This is a genomic window from Staphylococcus croceilyticus, from assembly GCF_002902575.1.
GTDB lineage: Bacteria > Bacillota > Bacilli > Staphylococcales > Staphylococcaceae > Staphylococcus > Staphylococcus croceilyticus.
Window position 1 is genome coordinate 51,001 of sequence record NZ_PPRD01000008.1, and the last position, 17,309, is coordinate 68,309.

At 35.8% G+C, this 17,309-nt stretch carries 13 protein-coding genes; 2 read left to right on the top strand and 11 right to left on the bottom strand.

Going from position 1 to position 17,309, the window contains the following annotated elements:
* Positions 1-73 precede the first annotated feature (73 nt).
* The 4 genes from CD128_RS01715 to CD128_RS01730 form a co-directional block, all read right to left on the bottom strand.
* Complete coding sequence (locus tag CD128_RS01715) at positions 74-1,147, bottom strand: NAD(P)-dependent alcohol dehydrogenase (RefSeq protein WP_103328366.1); 1,074 nt, start codon at positions 1,145-1,147, stop codon at positions 74-76.
* Between the two features lie 348 nt (positions 1,148-1,495).
* Entirely contained in the window at positions 1,496-2,878 is a 1,383-nt protein-coding gene (locus CD128_RS01720) for an NAD-dependent succinate-semialdehyde dehydrogenase (RefSeq protein WP_103328367.1), read from the bottom strand.
* A 64-nt stretch (positions 2,879-2,942) separates the two neighbouring features.
* On the bottom strand, positions 2,943-4,130 hold the full coding sequence (locus tag CD128_RS01725) for a spr1629 family repressor/antitoxin (RefSeq protein WP_103328368.1): 1,188 nt from the start codon (positions 4,128-4,130) through the stop codon (positions 2,943-2,945).
* A 24-nt stretch (positions 4,131-4,154) separates the two neighbouring features.
* On the bottom strand, positions 4,155-4,925 hold the full coding sequence (locus CD128_RS01730) for a spr1630 family ClpXP-sensitive toxin (RefSeq protein ID WP_103328369.1): 771 nt from the start codon (positions 4,923-4,925) through the stop codon (positions 4,155-4,157).
* Positions 4,926-5,165: 240 nt separating this feature from the next.
* Between CD128_RS01730 and CD128_RS01735 the strand changes: the two genes are divergently transcribed.
* Entirely contained in the window at positions 5,166-6,824 is a 1,659-nt protein-coding gene (locus CD128_RS01735) for an FAD-binding dehydrogenase (protein WP_103328370.1), read from the top strand.
* Between the two features lie 143 nt (positions 6,825-6,967).
* Here CD128_RS01735 and CD128_RS01740 read toward each other — a convergent pair whose 3' ends face one another.
* From CD128_RS01740 to CD128_RS01775, 7 genes are all read right to left on the bottom strand, one after another.
* Entirely contained in the window at positions 6,968-8,671 is a 1,704-nt protein-coding gene (locus CD128_RS01740; RefSeq protein ID WP_103328371.1) for an ABC-ATPase domain-containing protein, read from the bottom strand.
* Positions 8,672-9,072: 401 nt separating this feature from the next.
* Entirely contained in the window at positions 9,073-9,855 is a 783-nt protein-coding gene (locus CD128_RS01745) for a glucose 1-dehydrogenase (RefSeq protein WP_103328372.1), read from the bottom strand.
* A 15-nt stretch (positions 9,856-9,870) separates the two neighbouring features.
* Positions 9,871-11,172, bottom strand: coding sequence for an MFS transporter (locus CD128_RS01750; RefSeq protein ID WP_103328373.1), 1,302 nt, complete (start codon positions 11,170-11,172; stop codon positions 9,871-9,873).
* A 40-nt stretch (positions 11,173-11,212) separates the two neighbouring features.
* Positions 11,213-12,817: a xylulokinase gene (locus CD128_RS01755; RefSeq protein WP_103328374.1), complete on the bottom strand. Its 1,605-nt coding sequence runs from the start codon at positions 12,815-12,817 to the stop codon at positions 11,213-11,215.
* A 222-nt stretch (positions 12,818-13,039) separates the two neighbouring features.
* Entirely contained in the window at positions 13,040-13,549 is a 510-nt protein-coding gene (locus CD128_RS01760; protein ID WP_103328375.1) for a YfiT family bacillithiol transferase, read from the bottom strand.
* Between the two features lie 469 nt (positions 13,550-14,018).
* Positions 14,019-14,798 carry a (S)-acetoin forming diacetyl reductase gene (locus CD128_RS01770; protein ID WP_103328377.1) on the bottom strand — a complete coding sequence of 260 codons (780 nt, stop codon included), beginning with the start codon at positions 14,796-14,798 and terminating at the stop codon, positions 14,019-14,021.
* Positions 14,799-14,919: 121 nt separating this feature from the next.
* Positions 14,920-15,810, bottom strand: coding sequence for a LysR family transcriptional regulator (locus tag CD128_RS01775; protein WP_103328378.1), 891 nt, complete (start codon positions 15,808-15,810; stop codon positions 14,920-14,922).
* A gap of 143 nt (positions 15,811-15,953) precedes the next feature.
* On the opposite strand from CD128_RS01775, the gene CD128_RS01780 reads away from it, so the two are divergent.
* Positions 15,954-17,162, top strand: a complete 1,209-nt coding sequence (locus tag CD128_RS01780; protein WP_103328379.1) for an MFS transporter — start codon at positions 15,954-15,956, stop codon at positions 17,160-17,162.
* Positions 17,163-17,309: the final 147 nt, after the last annotated feature.

Sequence of the window (17,309 nt, forward strand, 5' to 3'; positions counted from 1 at the left end):
TAATCAAAAAATCGGACCATAACGTTTACGTCTTGGCCCGATTTCATTTAACTTTATTTTAAATTATTATCTTTTATTTATCTAAAAACCCATTAGGATAAACCATCACTTTCAAGGCATCACCTTTACTAGTACGTGTTAATTCCATTGCTTGTTTTGTATCATCAAGCTCGAATTGATGTGTGAATAATGAATCAAGGTCTGCATCTGTTGTACTCAAGATTTGAATACCTTGTGGGTACGTATTTGCGTATCTGAAGACACCTACAATATTGATTTCATGGTTAGCGATGAATGGTACGTTGATTTCATTCATATCTTCTTGAGGTAAACCAACAATTGCTAATGTACCGCCATCTTTTAATGAATCAAGCGCATTTCTTAAAGCGATAGGATTACCTGCAGTTTCAATCGCATAGTTCACGCCTTTACCATCTGTTAATTCATTAATACGTTCTAATACATCTTCATTTTTAATGTTAATTGCTGTCGTTGCACCTAAACGTTTTGCAGCTTCTAAACGATTGTCTTCTAAGTCTGAAACAATGATGTTTGTAGCGCCATATGCTTTTGCAGCTACAACTGCCATTAAGCCTACAGGACCCATACCCATGATAACAACTGTTGATCCTGGTTTAATATCTGCACGTTTACATGCTTGTAAACCTACTGAGAATGGCTCAACTAATGTCGCTTGCTCATAAGTCACTGAATCTGGTAAGTGATAAATGAAATCTGCTGGATGACTTACGTATTCACAGAACGCACCATCATATGGAGGTGTCGCCATAAATTCCATATGAGGACATAAGTTATATTTACCTGATTTACAGTATTCACATTCACGACAAGGTTCGCCTGGCTCAATTGCTACGCGATCGCCTACTTTAAAGTCTGTGACTTCATCCCCAACTTGTGCAACCATACCTGCACATTCATGTCCTAGAACGATTGGTTTTTCAACTACGAATTCACCTACACGGCCATGTGCATAATAGTGTACGTCTGAACCACAAACGCCGACTGCCATCATTTTGATTAAGACATCTTTAGGTCCTACTTTAGGTACGTCTCTTTCAATAATTTCAATATCATATGGTTCATGCATTAATGCTACTTTCATTTTATTTGGAATTGATTCACCCATTTTTAACATCCTCCTAAGTTTAAGCGAGGCCTGGACAAAAGCGTTTAGGATTTGAGCAGAACCGAACGATGAGCAAAATTGTTTCTCAAATTTTGTCGAGTCGTGACGGCCTCTGCCGAGAATCCTGCTTTTGGGAAGCCGTTAATCCGTTTCCCAGTACATAGGTTCTTTTAATCGCAGCCTCTGTATTTATGTATCTCTTTCTTATTTTTTCACTGAAAAGGTTTTGTGTAAACGATTTCACAAATATTTTCATAGTAATTTTAAACAAAAATAATTAATTCACAATAATTTTTTTAGATAATTAAAAAGCTCGCTTCTCGTAAGAGGAGAAGCGAGCTTCTTAGATTACATATTACCAATTGATAAATATTTCGTTTCTAAGTAAGGTTCGATACCTTCTGTGCCACCTTCACGGCCGTATCCACTTTCTTTCATACCACCAAATGGCGCATGTGCTGCTGATGGTCCACCATCATTCCAACCGATAACGCCATAATCAAGTGAATTGTATAAGTGGAAGCCTGTGCGATAATCATTTGTAAAGAAGTAAGCAGCTAAGCCAAATTGCGTATCGTTCGCCATTAGAATCGCATCTTCTAAGTCAGAGTATGTTGCGATAGGTACGATAGGCCCAAATGTTTCTTCTTGCATTGCTAACATGTCTTGGTTCGCATTTGATACGACAACAGGTTTCAAGAAATTACCACCAAGTTCTTGCGCATCCTCTAATGATCGAGATAATTTCGCACCTTTAGATTCTGCATCTTTCAATTGGTTTACTACTTTTTCTACGCCATCTTTATTGATAAGCGGGCCGATTGTAACGCCTTCGTCCATACCGTTACCCACTTTTAAATTATGGACTTTTTGAGTAAGTTTTTCGACAAAGTCTTCTTCAACCGCTTCGTGCACATAAACTCGGTTTGCGCAGATACAAGTTTGACCTGCATTACGGAATTTAGAAGCAATTGTTTGATCTACTGCATATTCAATATCAGCATCTTCGTGAACGATTAATGGTGCTAGTCCGCCTAGTTCCATTGTTACATTTTCAACAGATTCTGCAGCCTGCGCAATCAATTTCTTACCCACATCAGTTGAGCCAGTAAATGTGACTTTCTGCATGATTGGATGTTTCGTGAAAAGCTCTCCCGCATCTTTACCAGACATTACTACGTATTGCACCGCGTCTTCAGGGATACCCGCTTCGTGAGCAAGTTCGATTAAACGAATGGTAGTTAATGGTGTTTGTGTGGCTGGTTTACATACAATCGTACAACCTGCAGCTAACGCTGGCGCAATCTTACGTGTAATCATCGCTGCTGGGAAGTTCCATGGCGTAATCGCGCCTACTACACCTACTGGAAATTTCTTTACAATGATATTTTTATCAGGCGTATTGGCAGGAATCGTACGTCCGTAGATACGTTTCGCTTCTTCGGCATACCAAGATACATATGAATTGGCATAGTCTACTTCACCTAGAGCTTCTTTTAATGGTTTACCGCCTTCTTTAGTAATTAGTTCGGCTAATTCATCTTTATGTTCATTAATGAGTGAGAACCATTTATATAATTTATCAGCACGTTCATGTGCGTCTACTTCTCTCCAAGATTTAAAAGCTTCATGTGCCTTCTCAATTTGTTGTTTCGCCGTTGCTTCGTCTGTGTATTCTAACGTTTCAATTACTTCATTTGTCGCTGGGTTTAATACTTCTAATGATGCCACTATAATCCACCCCTTTTAGAATGATTGATATAAGTATATACCCGTAAATATCCAATCATTTAGCTTAATAATAATTATTCTTAAATAAATTTATGATTTCGCCATTTTGTTTCTCTTTTTCTTTTTCCATATATTTATCAAATATTCTTGAATCAATTCCAGCAATTTCATATAAAAATTCTGAGTTTACCTTCAAGTCTTCTAATAATAAATGAGGAGTAAGCATTTCTTTTTTAAATAAAAAATCAAGTAAACTATTCATTTTAACCGGTTTAGAAATAATCAGTTCTTTATCTAAAGGTTCTTCATATTTGTAGCCTTTTTTATTGAGGTTAGCCCATAAATAATTATATTGGCTTCTAGTTAGTAACCCTAATTTATAAGCTCTAATAGCTATAGTTTGAATTGAAACTAGCCATTTTTCTTTTAATGTTACTAAGTAATCTGGATTTGACTTTTTTGTTATTTTATTAAACTCTTCTATAAATTGTTTTTCAGGAAGTAAGAATTCTCCAGAAAATTCATTAGCTTCTTTTTCAATTTTTTTATAATCTTCTGGCTCTAAATTACTAAATTCAATATGACGATGTAATAAAATATGTCCTAATTCATGTCCAATATCAAAATTTCTTCTGACTGCGATTCCTTTATTGTTACCTAATATGATAAAAGGAGTATTATCTATTGACCAAAAACTAAAAGCCTCCGCATTTCTATCAATTTTTTTATCGTAAATTATTACTCCACTTTTTTCTAAATTAAATAATAAATATCTATTATCTTCACCATTCATAAGTTGTTTACGTGCCAACCTTGCTGCAGCTTTAATAAATTCGGATTTTTTTAAATCTTTTTCAAATTCATCTTCAATTTTTTTTACTAGCTTTAGAATACTAACTGGCGGGCTTTGCACAAATTTAAAGAAATAATCAGTGAGATTAGTAAGATAATTAGCTTGCCAAAATTGTTTTTCAAGAGTCTTCGTCGATGCTTTATAATTAATTGCACGAAAAGCAAGTGAAGTCTTATTAAGACTTGTTCTACCAAATTCTTTAGGCTGATTTTCAATAAAATATGCCGTTTTCACTTGAAATAAATTTGCTAGTTCATAAATTTTATTAATTTCTGGAACCATATTTTTAGTTTCATATTGCCATATGGCTTGTTCACTAATATTTAATTCCTTACTTAGTTCTTTTCTACTCATACCTTTAAGTATTCTTATACTTTCAAGGTTTCTTCCTATAAACATTTGGGACACCTTTCTTCTAAACCATTAATTAGTTTTTTCTATTTCTTCTGTTTCGAATACGAAACCAAATTCTTTTTCTGGATCAACAATTTGAACTTCAGTATCATTAATAGTTTGAAACTCTTTAAACTCTTCATTTTCAATTAAATAATCTTCTTCGTGTGCAATAATTCTCATAACTTCTTCTGATAAATCTTCCATCATTATAGCTTTATTATTCATAGGATTAGGCGTCCATATTTTTACGGAATTAATCATTTTAGTATTAGCATCAATATTGTAAGTAATAATATTGAAAATACCCTCATTTTTTTGTTTAGTAGCATTTTGATTAGGATTTGATAAGTAATCATCCCAATCCATTTGATGTGGATTTTGGTATTCAATCTGAAGTTTATCAAAATCTATATTTTGGTTCTTTGAAATAAGTTCTCTCAAATACTCTTTTTCCTTTTCCCCTTTTTTGTTAAAAGCATTTTTGCCTAGTGTTACCGCTTCAGCGTTAAAATATTTTTCATTTTTCAATATAAAAGAAAGTGGTTGATTATTTGATAACCCACTACCTGAAAATTTTAAATACTTCCAAGAAGGCCCAGCATTACTTTTTTGAAACTCCATATATTCTTTTATATGCATAGCTACTTGATGTTCAATATGATTAGATCTGACATATGCATAGGCTTCGCTAATTTCCATAGTTCGATGTGCTTTTGTTCTAACGTGAATATAATCTTTGTAACCATGTACAATACCTTCTAAAATAGAAGTTTTTAAACCTTTTACATATTCTTTCATCAAAAGGTCTCCTTCAAGAATAATATTACACTTAATATAAGGTATAAAATTCGTAAAATCAATTAATTTTTTAAAGTGAAATCTAAAATTAAATATAAAACTTAAAGTTTCTCATGAATTAAAAACTATTTTTTAAATTTAGCTATAACTCTAAAAACTCCATTTTCATTTTCTCTTCTTTCTATTCCTTGATAAAATATGATGAATGCATTTAAATTACGAATTTTTAAGGAGTTTAATATGAATAAAAAGATTTTTGTAATTGGCGCCGGGCTAAGTGGTCTTGTGGCTGCTACAGAGTTATTGAAGAAAGGGTATCACGTTACCATGTTAGACCAAGAGCCACGCCAAGCAATTGGTGGACAAGCGTATTGGTCATTTGGTGGATTATTCCTAGTGAATTCTAAGATTCAACAACGTCTAGGGGTTAAAGATTCTTATGAATTAGCATTAAACGACTGGCTAGGTTCAGCGCAATTTGACCGTCCCGATGATGAAGACTATTGGGCGAAACAATGGGCTGAAGCGTATGTCCGCTTTGCGACTTTTGAAAAGGAACAATATTTAAAAGAGATGGGCGTACGTTTAACACCTATTTTAGGTTGGGCTGAACGCGGTGGTGCATCAGCTTCAGGTCACGGTAACTCTGTACCACGTTTCCACATTACTTGGGGTACTGGTCCAGGACTTGTGGAACCATTTGTGCAATACATTTTCCAAAAAGAACAAGAAGGTCAATTTGAATTCTTACCACGCCATCAAGTAACTGAAGTTGGCATTGAGCACAATCAAGTGACGCATGTAGCGGGAAATATCTTAGAACCTAGCGACGTTGAACGTGGAGAAAAGTCATCGCGCACAGTCATCGATACATTTAACTATCCAGTAGATGAATTGTTAATCACTTCTGGCGGTATTGGCGCAAATATGCCGTTAATTCGTAAATATTGGCCAAAACGTTTAGGCACTCCGCCTCAAACAATGATTCAAGGCGTGCCAGATTCTACAGATGGTCGCCTCATTCAGATTACAGAAGATGCTGGCGCGAATGTCGTAAATAAAGACCGCATGTGGCACTATACGGAAGGTATTCAGAACCATAGTCCAATCTGGTCGAATCATGGTATTCGTATTATTCCTGGTCCATCGTCAATGTGGTTTGATGCGACAGGACGTCGTATGGACGCGCCTGATTATCCAGGCTTCGATACGTTGCATACATTAGAAACCATTATGAAGACGGGTTATGATTACTCATGGTTTATCTTAACGGAAGATATTATTAAGAAAGAATTTGTGTTATCAGGCTCTGAACAGAATCCAGATTTGACTGATAAAGATATTAAGTTGCTGATTCAAGAGCGTTTAGGTAGTAAAGCGACTTCTCCTGTAGAAGCATTTATGACTAAAGGGCCAGATTTCGTAATGGCTGATGATTTAGGTACGCTTGTTAGGAAAATGAATGACCTTACAGGTGACGATTTATTAGATTACGAAGCAATTAAACACGAAATTAAAGCCAGAGACTTACAAATTGATAATAAATTCAGTAAAGATCCTCAAATTTCATTTATTCATAACGCTCGTCAATTCTTAGGTGATAAATTGGTACGTACCGCAAAACCTCATAAAATTTTAAGTGGTAAAAATGGCAAACTAATCGCCGTTAAATTGAATATTATCAGTCGTAAAACACTTGGCGGTATTCAAACAAATCTTGATGGTCAAGCCCTTAATCATGACATGCAACCTATTTCAGGTTTATATGCTGCCGGAGAAGCGTCAGGCTTTGGTGGCGGTGGCGTTCATGGTTACCGCGCGCTTGAAGGTACTTTCCTAGGCGGTTGTATCTTTAGTGGTATCCGTGCAGCTGAAGGTATCCACAACCATATACATTAAAACTCATAAATATTCACACTTTGAGAAAGCAACTTTTATTCTGCATAAAATATCATTCTTTATATATTTTAGTGTAATATGAAAAGAAAGCGTATTGTGACATGGTTACTCATGTCTCACAATACGCTTTTCCTATACAATAATCATTTAATTTTTAATCCACGATAACGATTCAATGTGCCAATGAATTCTTGTTTGCGTGGTAAAGCTAAGTTGCCTGGGTGTCCCTCAAAGTGCGATACCGCTTCAAGGCCTTCCTTTTCAATCAATGCGTACATGCGATTGGCAGCATCAATAAGATTGGTATGCTCATCTATCAGGTGACGTCTAAAGTAATCAAACATTACCGTGAGCGCGTTTGTCTGACTATCATCAATCAGTTGCTCTAAACCAGAAATATCGATGCTCTCTTTACCATAAATAATCGTATGCAAACCTTTCGCTTTCAAACGATCATCTTTTCCCTTTTTAGAAAATGAAGCACCTAAAGGCACACGAGCTGGGATGTCACCAAAGTGAGCATTTGACTCAACGCCACGCTGATATCCATCTTCATCAGCAATTGTTTTAGCCTCGGACGTCACATCTTTCAAATGATATTCATCCATCATCAAGACATGGTCTGCCACATCAAAGTAATCGCCAGAACCACCAACAATGAGAATAGTAGAAACGTTGTAATCGTCATAAAGTGGTTTAACTTTACTTGAAAATGGCGTAATCGGCTCTTTGTCAGGCGCAATTAACTTCTGCATACGGCCATCGCGAATCATAAAGTTAGTAGCAGATGTGTCTTCATCAATTAATAATGTAGACGTTTGCGCTTCTAACGCTTCCATCACATTCGTTGCTTGAGACGTACTGCCACTTGCATTCTCTGTTGAGAAGTGAGTCGTATCTTTCTTACCGGGCAAGTTATCGATAAACGGACTGATATTCACATTTTGAATACTACGACCATCTTCAGCGCGAATCTTCATAGCATCATGGCGTGTAAGGACAAACTCTCGTCCATCGTTAGGAATATGGTTATAAACACCACGCTCTAAGGCTTCAAGTAGTGTCGATTTACCATGATATCCACCACCGACTATAAGTGTAATACCTTCAGGAATAGCCATCCCTGAGACTGCCCGACCACTAGGCAAGTTAAATGTAGTTTCAACTGATTCAGGACTTGTAAACTTAATTGCATCTTTCATAGGTGCATCAGAGACACCACTTTTTCTAGGTAAGATAGAATCATTGGCGACAAAAGCAACTAAGTTTTGTTGTTCAAGTTGTTCTCTAATATACGTTTGATCCAGTTTTAGTGTGACTTGATTCTGAAGCACTTGTTGATTAATATTTTTGAAAATAAGTGAGTGGTCAACGATTGCTGGAAGTCCTTGAATTAAAGTATGCACTGCTGCTTTTCCAAGAATCTTACGCCCTGCAGCTGGCATACCTACTTCAATACGGACTTCGATATCTTTATCGTTAATAACAACTGCAGTACGTTCCAGAATTTCTTGTCCACAATGGTCGATAAAGATTTTACCGTTTTTACCAGCGCCTTTAACCGTATGATTAAATTTCGCAGCTTGCTTAGCAAATGTTCTTGTTAGAAAATCAGCTACTGCGATGCGTTTATCCTTCGTATCTAGTAAATTGTCTGGTATTTGCGCGATATTACGATCAATAATAATACGCATTTTTGAAGGCGGTGCGAAAGGATCTACTTGCACGTGATCTATGGCTAATCGAAATTGATCAAAAGCATAAGTGCCTTTTGTTCGTTTATACGCTCCATATTTTTGGCCATCTAAAGACTTCAATGTCTTTTCAAGTTCTGTCGAGCGTTTCATAGTTATTCCTCCGTTCAGTTAGTATATATAAATTGTTTACCCAACCTATCCGGCCACCATAACTTTATTCTAGAAACTCTTAATTTTAAGCATAAAAAATAACCATCCCTAACTTTGGTAGGTGCGGGATAGTTATATTCCAAAACTAAAGCCACCGTCTTTTTAACGGGTTTGCTTGAAGGCTAAGACAAAATAAAATGTTTCAGCCTACTCTATCATTTTGGCAGTAGCTGACTGATTTGAAAAATGCGCTTAAATCAAGCTTTTTTCAAACCTAGTCATCCTTGCCGGGGCGGGACAACGAAATTATTTTAATTTCTGTCCCGCTCCCTTTTCATTTTTATAATAGCACTAGTGCCAAAAAAGTGCAAATTTTCCTTTCTCGTACGTTCAAAGAGAAACTATAATGCAGTGTAACCACCATCAATAGTGAAGACACTACCTTGTGCGAATGATGATGCATCAGAAGCAAGGTATACTACGATACCGCCTAATTCTTCTGGTTCACCTGGACGACCCATTGGTGTAGCGCCCATCCAGTAATCAATCATTTCTCCACCAGTATTGAACATTGGTTCAGTTAACGCTGTTTTCATGTATCCTGGCGCAATTGTGTTAACTTTAATACCATATTTAGACCATTCCATCGCTAAACTTTTCGTTAACATGATAACGCCTGCTTTAGAAGCGTTGTAAGATGCTTGTTCTTGTGGTTTGTTGGCGATTAAACCTGACATAGAAGATGTATTGATGATCGAACCATTACCTTGTTTAATCATTTGGCGACCTACCGCTTGTGCTACTAAGAATACGCCGTTTAAGTTTAAGTTAATGACTTTTAACCAGTTTTCGTATGACACATCTTCTGCTTTTTCATTGATTGTCATACCAGCATTGTTTACTAATACGTCAATTTTTCCATATTCTTTAACAACGTCTTCAACCATTTTATTAACGTCTTCAGGATTTGTAACGTCTACTTTTAATGCTGTCGTTTTAACACCTTCTTTTTCAGCGATAGCATTAGCAGTTTCTTTGGCTAAGTCTAATTTAATATCGGCGATAACAATGTCTGAGCCAGCTTGTGCTAAGGCTTCAGCCATAGCTTTACCTAGACCCATTGCGCCTCCTGTTACAACTGCAACTTTCCCGTTAATTTTAAATTGATCAATAATGTTTGTCATGATTCTCTCACCCTTCTAATTTGTTTGCGCATTTGCTGTATTTGCTTGTGTGTTAACTGTGGTATTTACTTGTTTACTCGGTTGTTGCACTTTCATAAAGAACGTCAGAACAAAGCCAACAACGTAAAGAATTGCATAAATCCAAATTGTGACTTCTGCTGTTGTAAACGATAGTGCGACACTAGCAAGACCGTAACCAATAAAGTTACTTAATCCAGCTGCTAAGTTATGTACAGAAACTGCAGCACCTTTATGGTCAGGCACTAACGTTGGGAAAATGGCTGACATCGGCACATACGCCGCAACTGCGAAACCTAACATTAAAGCGATTAATGTTGTTACAAATACATTTGGGCCACTCCATGATGGCAAGTAATAGAATGCCAACGTTGATATAGCCATACCAATACAACCGAACCAACGTACTTGGCGTACCCAACCAATCTTGTCACCAACGACACCCCAGAATAAGTTAGTAAAGATTGTGACAAAGTACATTAAGCCCCACACACGTAACCATTGTGATGTCGTGAAACCAAAATCAGATGTATAAACGTGTGGTAAGAATACAACTAAACCAAATAAAGATAATTGGTTGATAATACGTACCACAAAAGCAACAGCTACGTCCTTCTTACCTAAAATCGTAATACCGCGACCAAATTCTTTTAAAATTTCCCCTTTAGTCATGCGTTTAGCTTCAACATCTGCACCTCTATTATCTTTAACAAAGAACATGGCAATAAGACCGCCAATTGCGATAAAGATAATTGATGACCATAAAGTACCTTCTTCACCAATAAATGGAATTGTGAAGCTTGGTAAGTATGAACCTAATACGCCAATACCGATAGAATACATTGCCCAGAACCAACCCATTGCTGATGCAAGTTTATGACTAGGTGAAGAATATGTAATCCAAACTACGAAGCTATAAATAAACATTGGATACGCAAATCCACGAATACCGTACATAATCATCATCATCGCGTAGTTATCTTGAGCTAAGCCTAACGTTAAGAATCCAACATGGAAGATAATCCAAATAATAAATGCGATTGTCATGATACGTTTCGGACTGAAGATTTCAGCCATCACACCTGACATCCATGAAGCTACAGCAACGATTAACCCGTAAACTGTTAATACATTTCCAGCTTCTGCATTACTATAGCCAAGACTCATAATATATTTAGATAAAAATGCTTGTTCTACCCCATCACCAGTCATAAAGATTGCTACGGCGATATATCCCCAAATTAAAACCATAGGTAAACCTAAAAACTGGCGTTGCTGTTTTTGTAAATCATTAACCACCTTAATCCCACTTTCTACCTTTGTTTAATTATTAATTTGATTATTCTGAATGAAATTGTTCATGCGCAAGACGTTCGAGTGGAATGCCTTGTTTAAAGCGTTCTGTGTAAGCACTGAAACTATCAATTTCCTCTTTCGTAGGTTCAATTGTTAAAGATTCCGTGCCTTTAAATGCGAAATCATTAAGATATGTTGCTAAATTCGTTGTTTCCTCTTTAATCATGTATCTTGCTAACACCGCGATACCCCATGCGCCACCTTCGCTAGCCGTCTGCATCACTAGCACTGGACTTTGAAGGGCAGCCGCTAAGAATGTTTGTGCGACTTTTTCCGTTTTGAAAATGCCGCCATGGCCGAACATCGAATCAATTTGAATATTTTCTTTATCTTTTAATAAATCAATGCCGATTTTCAATGTACTGAAGGCACTGTAAATATGTGTCTTCATTAAGTTTGCAAGATTAAATTTACTATCAACAGAACGTACGAGCATTGGATAACCATGTTGCACGTCTGTGATAAATTCACCTGAAATATAACCGAAAGATAATAATTTACCTAAATCTTGATCACCTTTTAAAGCGCTTTCAAATAATTTTGTGAAAAGTTCCCCTTTATCGTATTGCACGCCCATGGTATCTAACACTTCGCCAAATAAATCTACCCAAGCGTTAATATCAGAAGTACAGTTATTCGCATGAATCATCGCAACTTCGTAACCATCTGGCGTAGTCACAATATCGACTTCTGGATAGACAGCCTTAATTGGTTTTTCTATGACAATCATTGAAAAAATACTTGTACCTGCAGAAACATTACCAGTTCTTGGAGCTACACTGTTCGTCGCAACCATCCCCGTTGCCGCGTCAGCTTCTGGTGCACATAAAGGACACCCTGCTTGTAATTCACCATTTGGATCGACTAATTTAGCACCTGTTTCTGTAAGACGTCCCGCACACTCACCTGCTACAACTACTTTAGGCAGAATGTCGCGAATATCTTGGGTATACCCCTTTTCAGAAAACAGAGCATTAAAACGATCTAGAATATCTTGACGATAATCTTGTGTTTCACTGTCAATTGGGAACATGCCTGAAGCATCGCCAATACCAAGCACTTTCTCGTCAGTAAGATACCAATGAATATAGCCCGCAAGCGTTGTCATGTAACGTACGTTCTCTACATGTGGTTCTTGATCTAAAGCAGATTGATAAAGTTGCGCAATACTCCAACGTTCTGGAATATTCACTTGGAAATCTTCACGTAAAATTTCTGCAGCTTTATTTGCATTGTTATTACGCCATGTTCTGAAAGGAACGAGTAAATCATCTTTCTCATCAAAAGGTAAGTAACCATGCATCATACCACTAATACCTAGTGAAGCGAGTTTAGTTACAGTAGCGTTGTACTTATCTTTCAATTCTTGTGTCATTGCGGCATAACTTTTTTGAATGCCAACCCAAGCATCATTCATTGAATACGTCCAATAGCCATCGCGATAGCTGTTCTCCCATTCAAAAGAACCAGTCGCTAGCGTTTGACATTGGTCATCAATAGCTATGGCTTTAATTCTTGTTGAGCCAAATTCGATGCCTACGGTTAATTTTCCATCTTCAATATATTGCTTAACTTCTGTAGAATTCATCATCTCATCTCGCTTATCTTTTTATGAAAACGTTATCATAAATCAATCCTAGCACATGCAATTTTCATGAAACAAGGTAAATTTTACAATACTCACAACTTTTTAAAGTAAAAAAACACCTTTATTCTAGTTTTACATCTATAAAATAAAGGTGTCTATGTTCACTCTAGAGCAATTATTTTAAAATGCCATATTTTGTCATGCTAACGCTAGAAATACTTTTTATTTAGATAATGCAATTTTAATATGTTCTAAATGATGTCTTTCATGCCAAGATAACTTTGCCAATAACTCAGCTACTGACACATCACTACCATCAGATAATGTAATTTTGCGTGATAAATCTTCTTCTGTAACATGATTTCCCATTTCAACAATACGTTTATTTAACCCTTCTAAAATATGAAGAGAAATATCAATAGGTAAAGATGAATCAGGTAACTCTACCCATTTATTTTGATTAAACATAAAGGCTGTTACACCTTGCTCAGTTAAAGCCATTTTCAAACGTTCATATAAATTAATTTGTGAATCTGCAATATGATGGACAAGTTGTCTAACCGTCCAACTACCTTCACGATATTGTTTCTTTAATTGTTCATCACTTAAATGATCGACTGTTTCTTTTAAATGATTAATATAAACCTCAATTTCACTTATCCATTGTTTCACATCTACTAAAGTTGGATCTTTAGGCGCTTCAAATTGACCAATCGGAAATCTAACATCCATACTGTAATCCCCCTTAAATTTTAATACTTACATCTACCCATTCCATCCCAATTTAAAAGCGGCTCACACCGTTAAGGGTGTAAGCCACTTCATAAATATATATTATTGTCCTATGCTAAAAGTAATGGGCTTGAAAAAATAACAAAGAAAACAATTGTTAAAATTAAAGTTGCACCATTCAATAGTCTATTGCCATTCATCATACCTACGATACTAGAGATTACTGATAACAGAATTACAAAGAAGCCTGGTAAATACCAAAACATACTCGTAAACATAATTGAGATGGCTAAAAGGAATGATAATATACATAAAATTATAGAAACTAAATTAATACTGTTTAACCTCATCCACTTTTTCCCTTTCTGTTTCATAAGTTTAAACAATATTATATACTATTTCGTTTTAAATTGTACTTAATTCTAGAAATTATTTAACGTTAAATACAAGTTAAATCTATCGCCTAATATTAGTGGAATCTCATACCACCATCAACGATAATAGTTTGTCCAGTGATGTAATCAGAATCGCTACCTGCTAAGAAGCTTACTACGTTCGCAACGTCTTCTGGTTTAGATAAACGTTTTAATGTAATTTGATCAGTAAATTGTTTCCAACCCCACTCTTCTGGTTGATTATTTTCTTTAGCTAATTTAATCGCAATACCTTCCATCATTGGAGTTTCAACGATAACTGGGGCATAGGCATTAACTGTAATACCTTTTTCTGCTAAGTCACGTGCAGCTACTTGAGTTAAACCACGCACAGCGAATTTAGTACTGCTGTATAAAGATAAACCTTTGTTACCTTCAACCCCTGCTTGAGAAGTAGCGTTAATGATTTTACCGCCATGACCTAATTTTTCAAATTGTTCTAAAGCAGCTTGGATACCCCAGAAGACACCACCAATATTAACGCCAATGACTTGGCTAAATTGTTCAGGTGTTACTGTGTCGATAGGTGTCATTGGTCCTAAACCAGCATTATTAACTAATACATTAAATTCACCGAAATGTTCTACAACGCCACGTAATACATTAAAGACATTGTCACGGTCTGAAACGTCTGCTTTAAATGCTACCGCTTCTTGTCCTTCAGCTTTTAATGAAGCTGCTGCTTTTTTAGCGCCTTCTTCATTAAAGTCGACAAGCGCTACACTAAAGCCATCATTAAATAAACGTTCTGCAATTTTAAATCCAATCCCTTGTGCAGCACCTGTAACGACTGCAACTTTTTTCGCATTACTCATAAAAAACACCTCTTAAAATATTATTCATTTATTATATTATCACTTTTATATATTAATAATTTGAACGCTTTATGAATAATCTTTGGCAGTTTTGTGAGGTGTCTTTAGAAAAATTATTTTACTAATGTTTTAAATACTTTATAAAAGTTTGAACAGACATATCATGACCTCGTTCTTTATGTGTTACAGCAACAAAGTTAATAAAATAATTAAAAGGCTGGCCAAGAGGAATCGCCTCAATTAATTCATTATTCAAGAATGGCTCGTTCTCTAGCATTAAACTTGAAACAATGCCTACACCTAATCCCTCAGCCACCGTTCTCATCAATACGACAGGATTGTTCGTTCGAAAAACAATTTTTAATTCCCCATTTGTCTGTTCAAATTGTCTTAAATGATGGTGGTAAAAACTACGATCATACAGTACAAATGGGTAGTCTTTAATATCTTCTAAGGCAACTGTATCGTTGAACGTTAACTTAGACTTAGATGGGACAATCAATTTAAAATTCGAGATTAAATTAAGTGACGTTTCAATAACATTCTTAGGTGTTTCATTGATTGTCGTTTGACCAGTTAATCCTAAGTCAATTTCATTATTCTCAACCATCGAAACAATATCTTCACGATCCGCTTCAATGACTTCAACATCTACATTAGGATAATCTCGTTTGAAATGTGATAATGCCTTAGGTATTAATTTATGGAAAATAGTGGGTATGGTCGCAATTTTTAACTTGCCGACAATATTCGTCTGCAAGCTATCTATCTCAATCATTAAACGCTCTTTAGCCTCTAATATTTCTAAAATTCTAGGAATGAGTTGTTTACCTATTTTAGTTGGGACAGTGCCTTTTCGCGAACGGTAAAACAATTGATAACCTAACTCTTTCTCAAGACTAGCAATTGACTGACTCATTGCCGATTGGCTAATATGCATCAACTGACTTGCACGTACAATCGATTCTTGTTCATAGACCGTTTTAATATAGCTTAATTGTTCAAAGTTCATTTCACACCTCTTTTATATTAGCTCTACTTATATTAACTTCATTAATTCTAATTATACATTAGTATAATTGATTACTATAATAACTTTATATAGGAAAACACACATTTCATAATGACTTATTGTAAATATTTAGGAGGGGGAACATGGCACAACGTCTGTGGACGAAAGATTTTATCTTTGTAACATTAGTTAATTTATTTATGTATTTAATTCATTATATGCTCATTGTTACAGTGACTTCGTTTGCCATTGACGAATACCATGCGTCAGAAAGCATAGGTGGTTTAGCTGCCGGTGTATTCATTATCGGTATGTTAGGTGGCAGGCTCGGTTCTGGGCGAATTATCGATAGTTTACAACCTAAAAAGGTGTTACTCGGAGGTGTAATTGCCTCAATTATCGCAATTGCATTGTATTTCACGATTAATAACATTTGGGTATTAATGTTAATTCGATTTCTTCATGGTTTAGCATTCGGATTCTCATCTACGGCGACTGGTACGATTTCTTCCCGTATTATCCCAGAAGAACGTAAAGGTGAAGGAATTGGTTATTACGGTCTTAGCGTGACATTAGCTTCTGCATTCGGACCATTTCTTGGTTTAGTGTTAGACAATAATTTAGGCTTTTCTTCAATTTTTGCGATTGGCCTAATCAGTATCCTTATTTCACTTGTCTTCACTATTTTTATTAAAAAGTTACCAATGGATGAAATGGACACAAGTGAAGATGCTACACATAAGCCGAAAGGTATTAATGCATTTTTACAAAAAGAAGCTTTACCAATTTCAATGGTAGTTATTTTAGTCGGTATTGCGTATGCAAGTGTCCTTTCATTTTTATCTATTTACGCTGATTTACTCGATTTAGTCACAGCATCAAGTTTCTTCTTTGTCGTGTTTGCCATTGCGACATTTATTACACGTCCATTTACAGGTAAAATTTACGATCGCTTTGGGGAAAATAAGGTAATGTATCCAGTTTTAGCTAGTTTTGCGATAGGGTTAGTTATCTTAAGTATGACAACTTCTTCATTCACTTTACTCGTGGCAGCAGCTTTTATTGGTATTGGTTATGGTACAGTTATTCCAACTGCTCAAGCAATTGCTGTTCAGCAATCACCATCTAGTAAAATGGGCTTAGCTACATCAACCTTTTATATTTTTGTTGATTTCGGTGCAGGAATGGGTCCATTTATTCTAGGAATATTTATACCTTTCTTAGGTTATAGAAATCTTTATTTAGCGATGGCTGGTGTCATTATTGTGGCTATCATTGCGTATTACTTCATTCACGCTCGCCATCATAAACACCCTCATAAAGCATCAACCAATCATTCACAAAGAAAATAATATAAAAAAAGAGGAATTTAAGGTGCTTCACCTCAAATTCCTCTTTTCTTATTAAAGGTTGATATAATAAGGTTTTTTAAGACGCCCTTCCCACTAACTTCAGACAAACATCAGTCTTACCCCACTTCTATCTTTACTACCATCTAT

Excerpts from the sequence above, each read along its gene's own strand:
- CD128_RS01730 (WP_103328369.1), bottom strand. The coding sequence starts at position 4,925 with ATGAAAGAATATGTAAAAGGTTTAAAAACTTCTATTTTAGAAGGTATT.
- CD128_RS01755 (WP_103328374.1), bottom strand. The coding sequence starts at position 12,817 with ATGAATTCTACAGAAGTTAAGCAATATATTGAAGATGGAAAATTAACC.
- CD128_RS01780 (WP_103328379.1), top strand. The coding sequence starts at position 15,954 with ATGGCACAACGTCTGTGGACGAAAGATTTTATCTTTGTAACATTAGTT.
- CD128_RS01745 (WP_103328372.1), bottom strand. The coding sequence starts at position 9,855 with ATGACAAACATTATTGATCAATTTAAAATTAACGGGAAAGTTGCAGTT.
- CD128_RS01725 (WP_103328368.1), bottom strand. The coding sequence starts at position 4,130 with ATGTTTATAGGAAGAAACCTTGAAAGTATAAGAATACTTAAAGGTATG.
- CD128_RS01760 (WP_103328375.1), bottom strand. The coding sequence starts at position 13,549 with ATGGATGTTAGATTTCCGATTGGTCAATTTGAAGCGCCTAAAGATCCA.
- CD128_RS01740 (WP_103328371.1), bottom strand. The coding sequence starts at position 8,671 with ATGAAACGCTCGACAGAACTTGAAAAGACATTGAAGTCTTTAGATGGC.
- CD128_RS01770 (WP_103328377.1), bottom strand. The coding sequence starts at position 14,798 with ATGAGTAATGCGAAAAAAGTTGCAGTCGTTACAGGTGCTGCACAAGGG.
- CD128_RS01775 (WP_103328378.1), bottom strand. The coding sequence starts at position 15,810 with ATGAACTTTGAACAATTAAGCTATATTAAAACGGTCTATGAACAAGAA.
- CD128_RS01735 (WP_103328370.1), top strand. The coding sequence starts at position 5,166 with ATGAATAAAAAGATTTTTGTAATTGGCGCCGGGCTAAGTGGTCTTGTG.
- CD128_RS01715 (WP_103328366.1), bottom strand. The coding sequence starts at position 1,147 with ATGGGTGAATCAATTCCAAATAAAATGAAAGTAGCATTAATGCATGAA.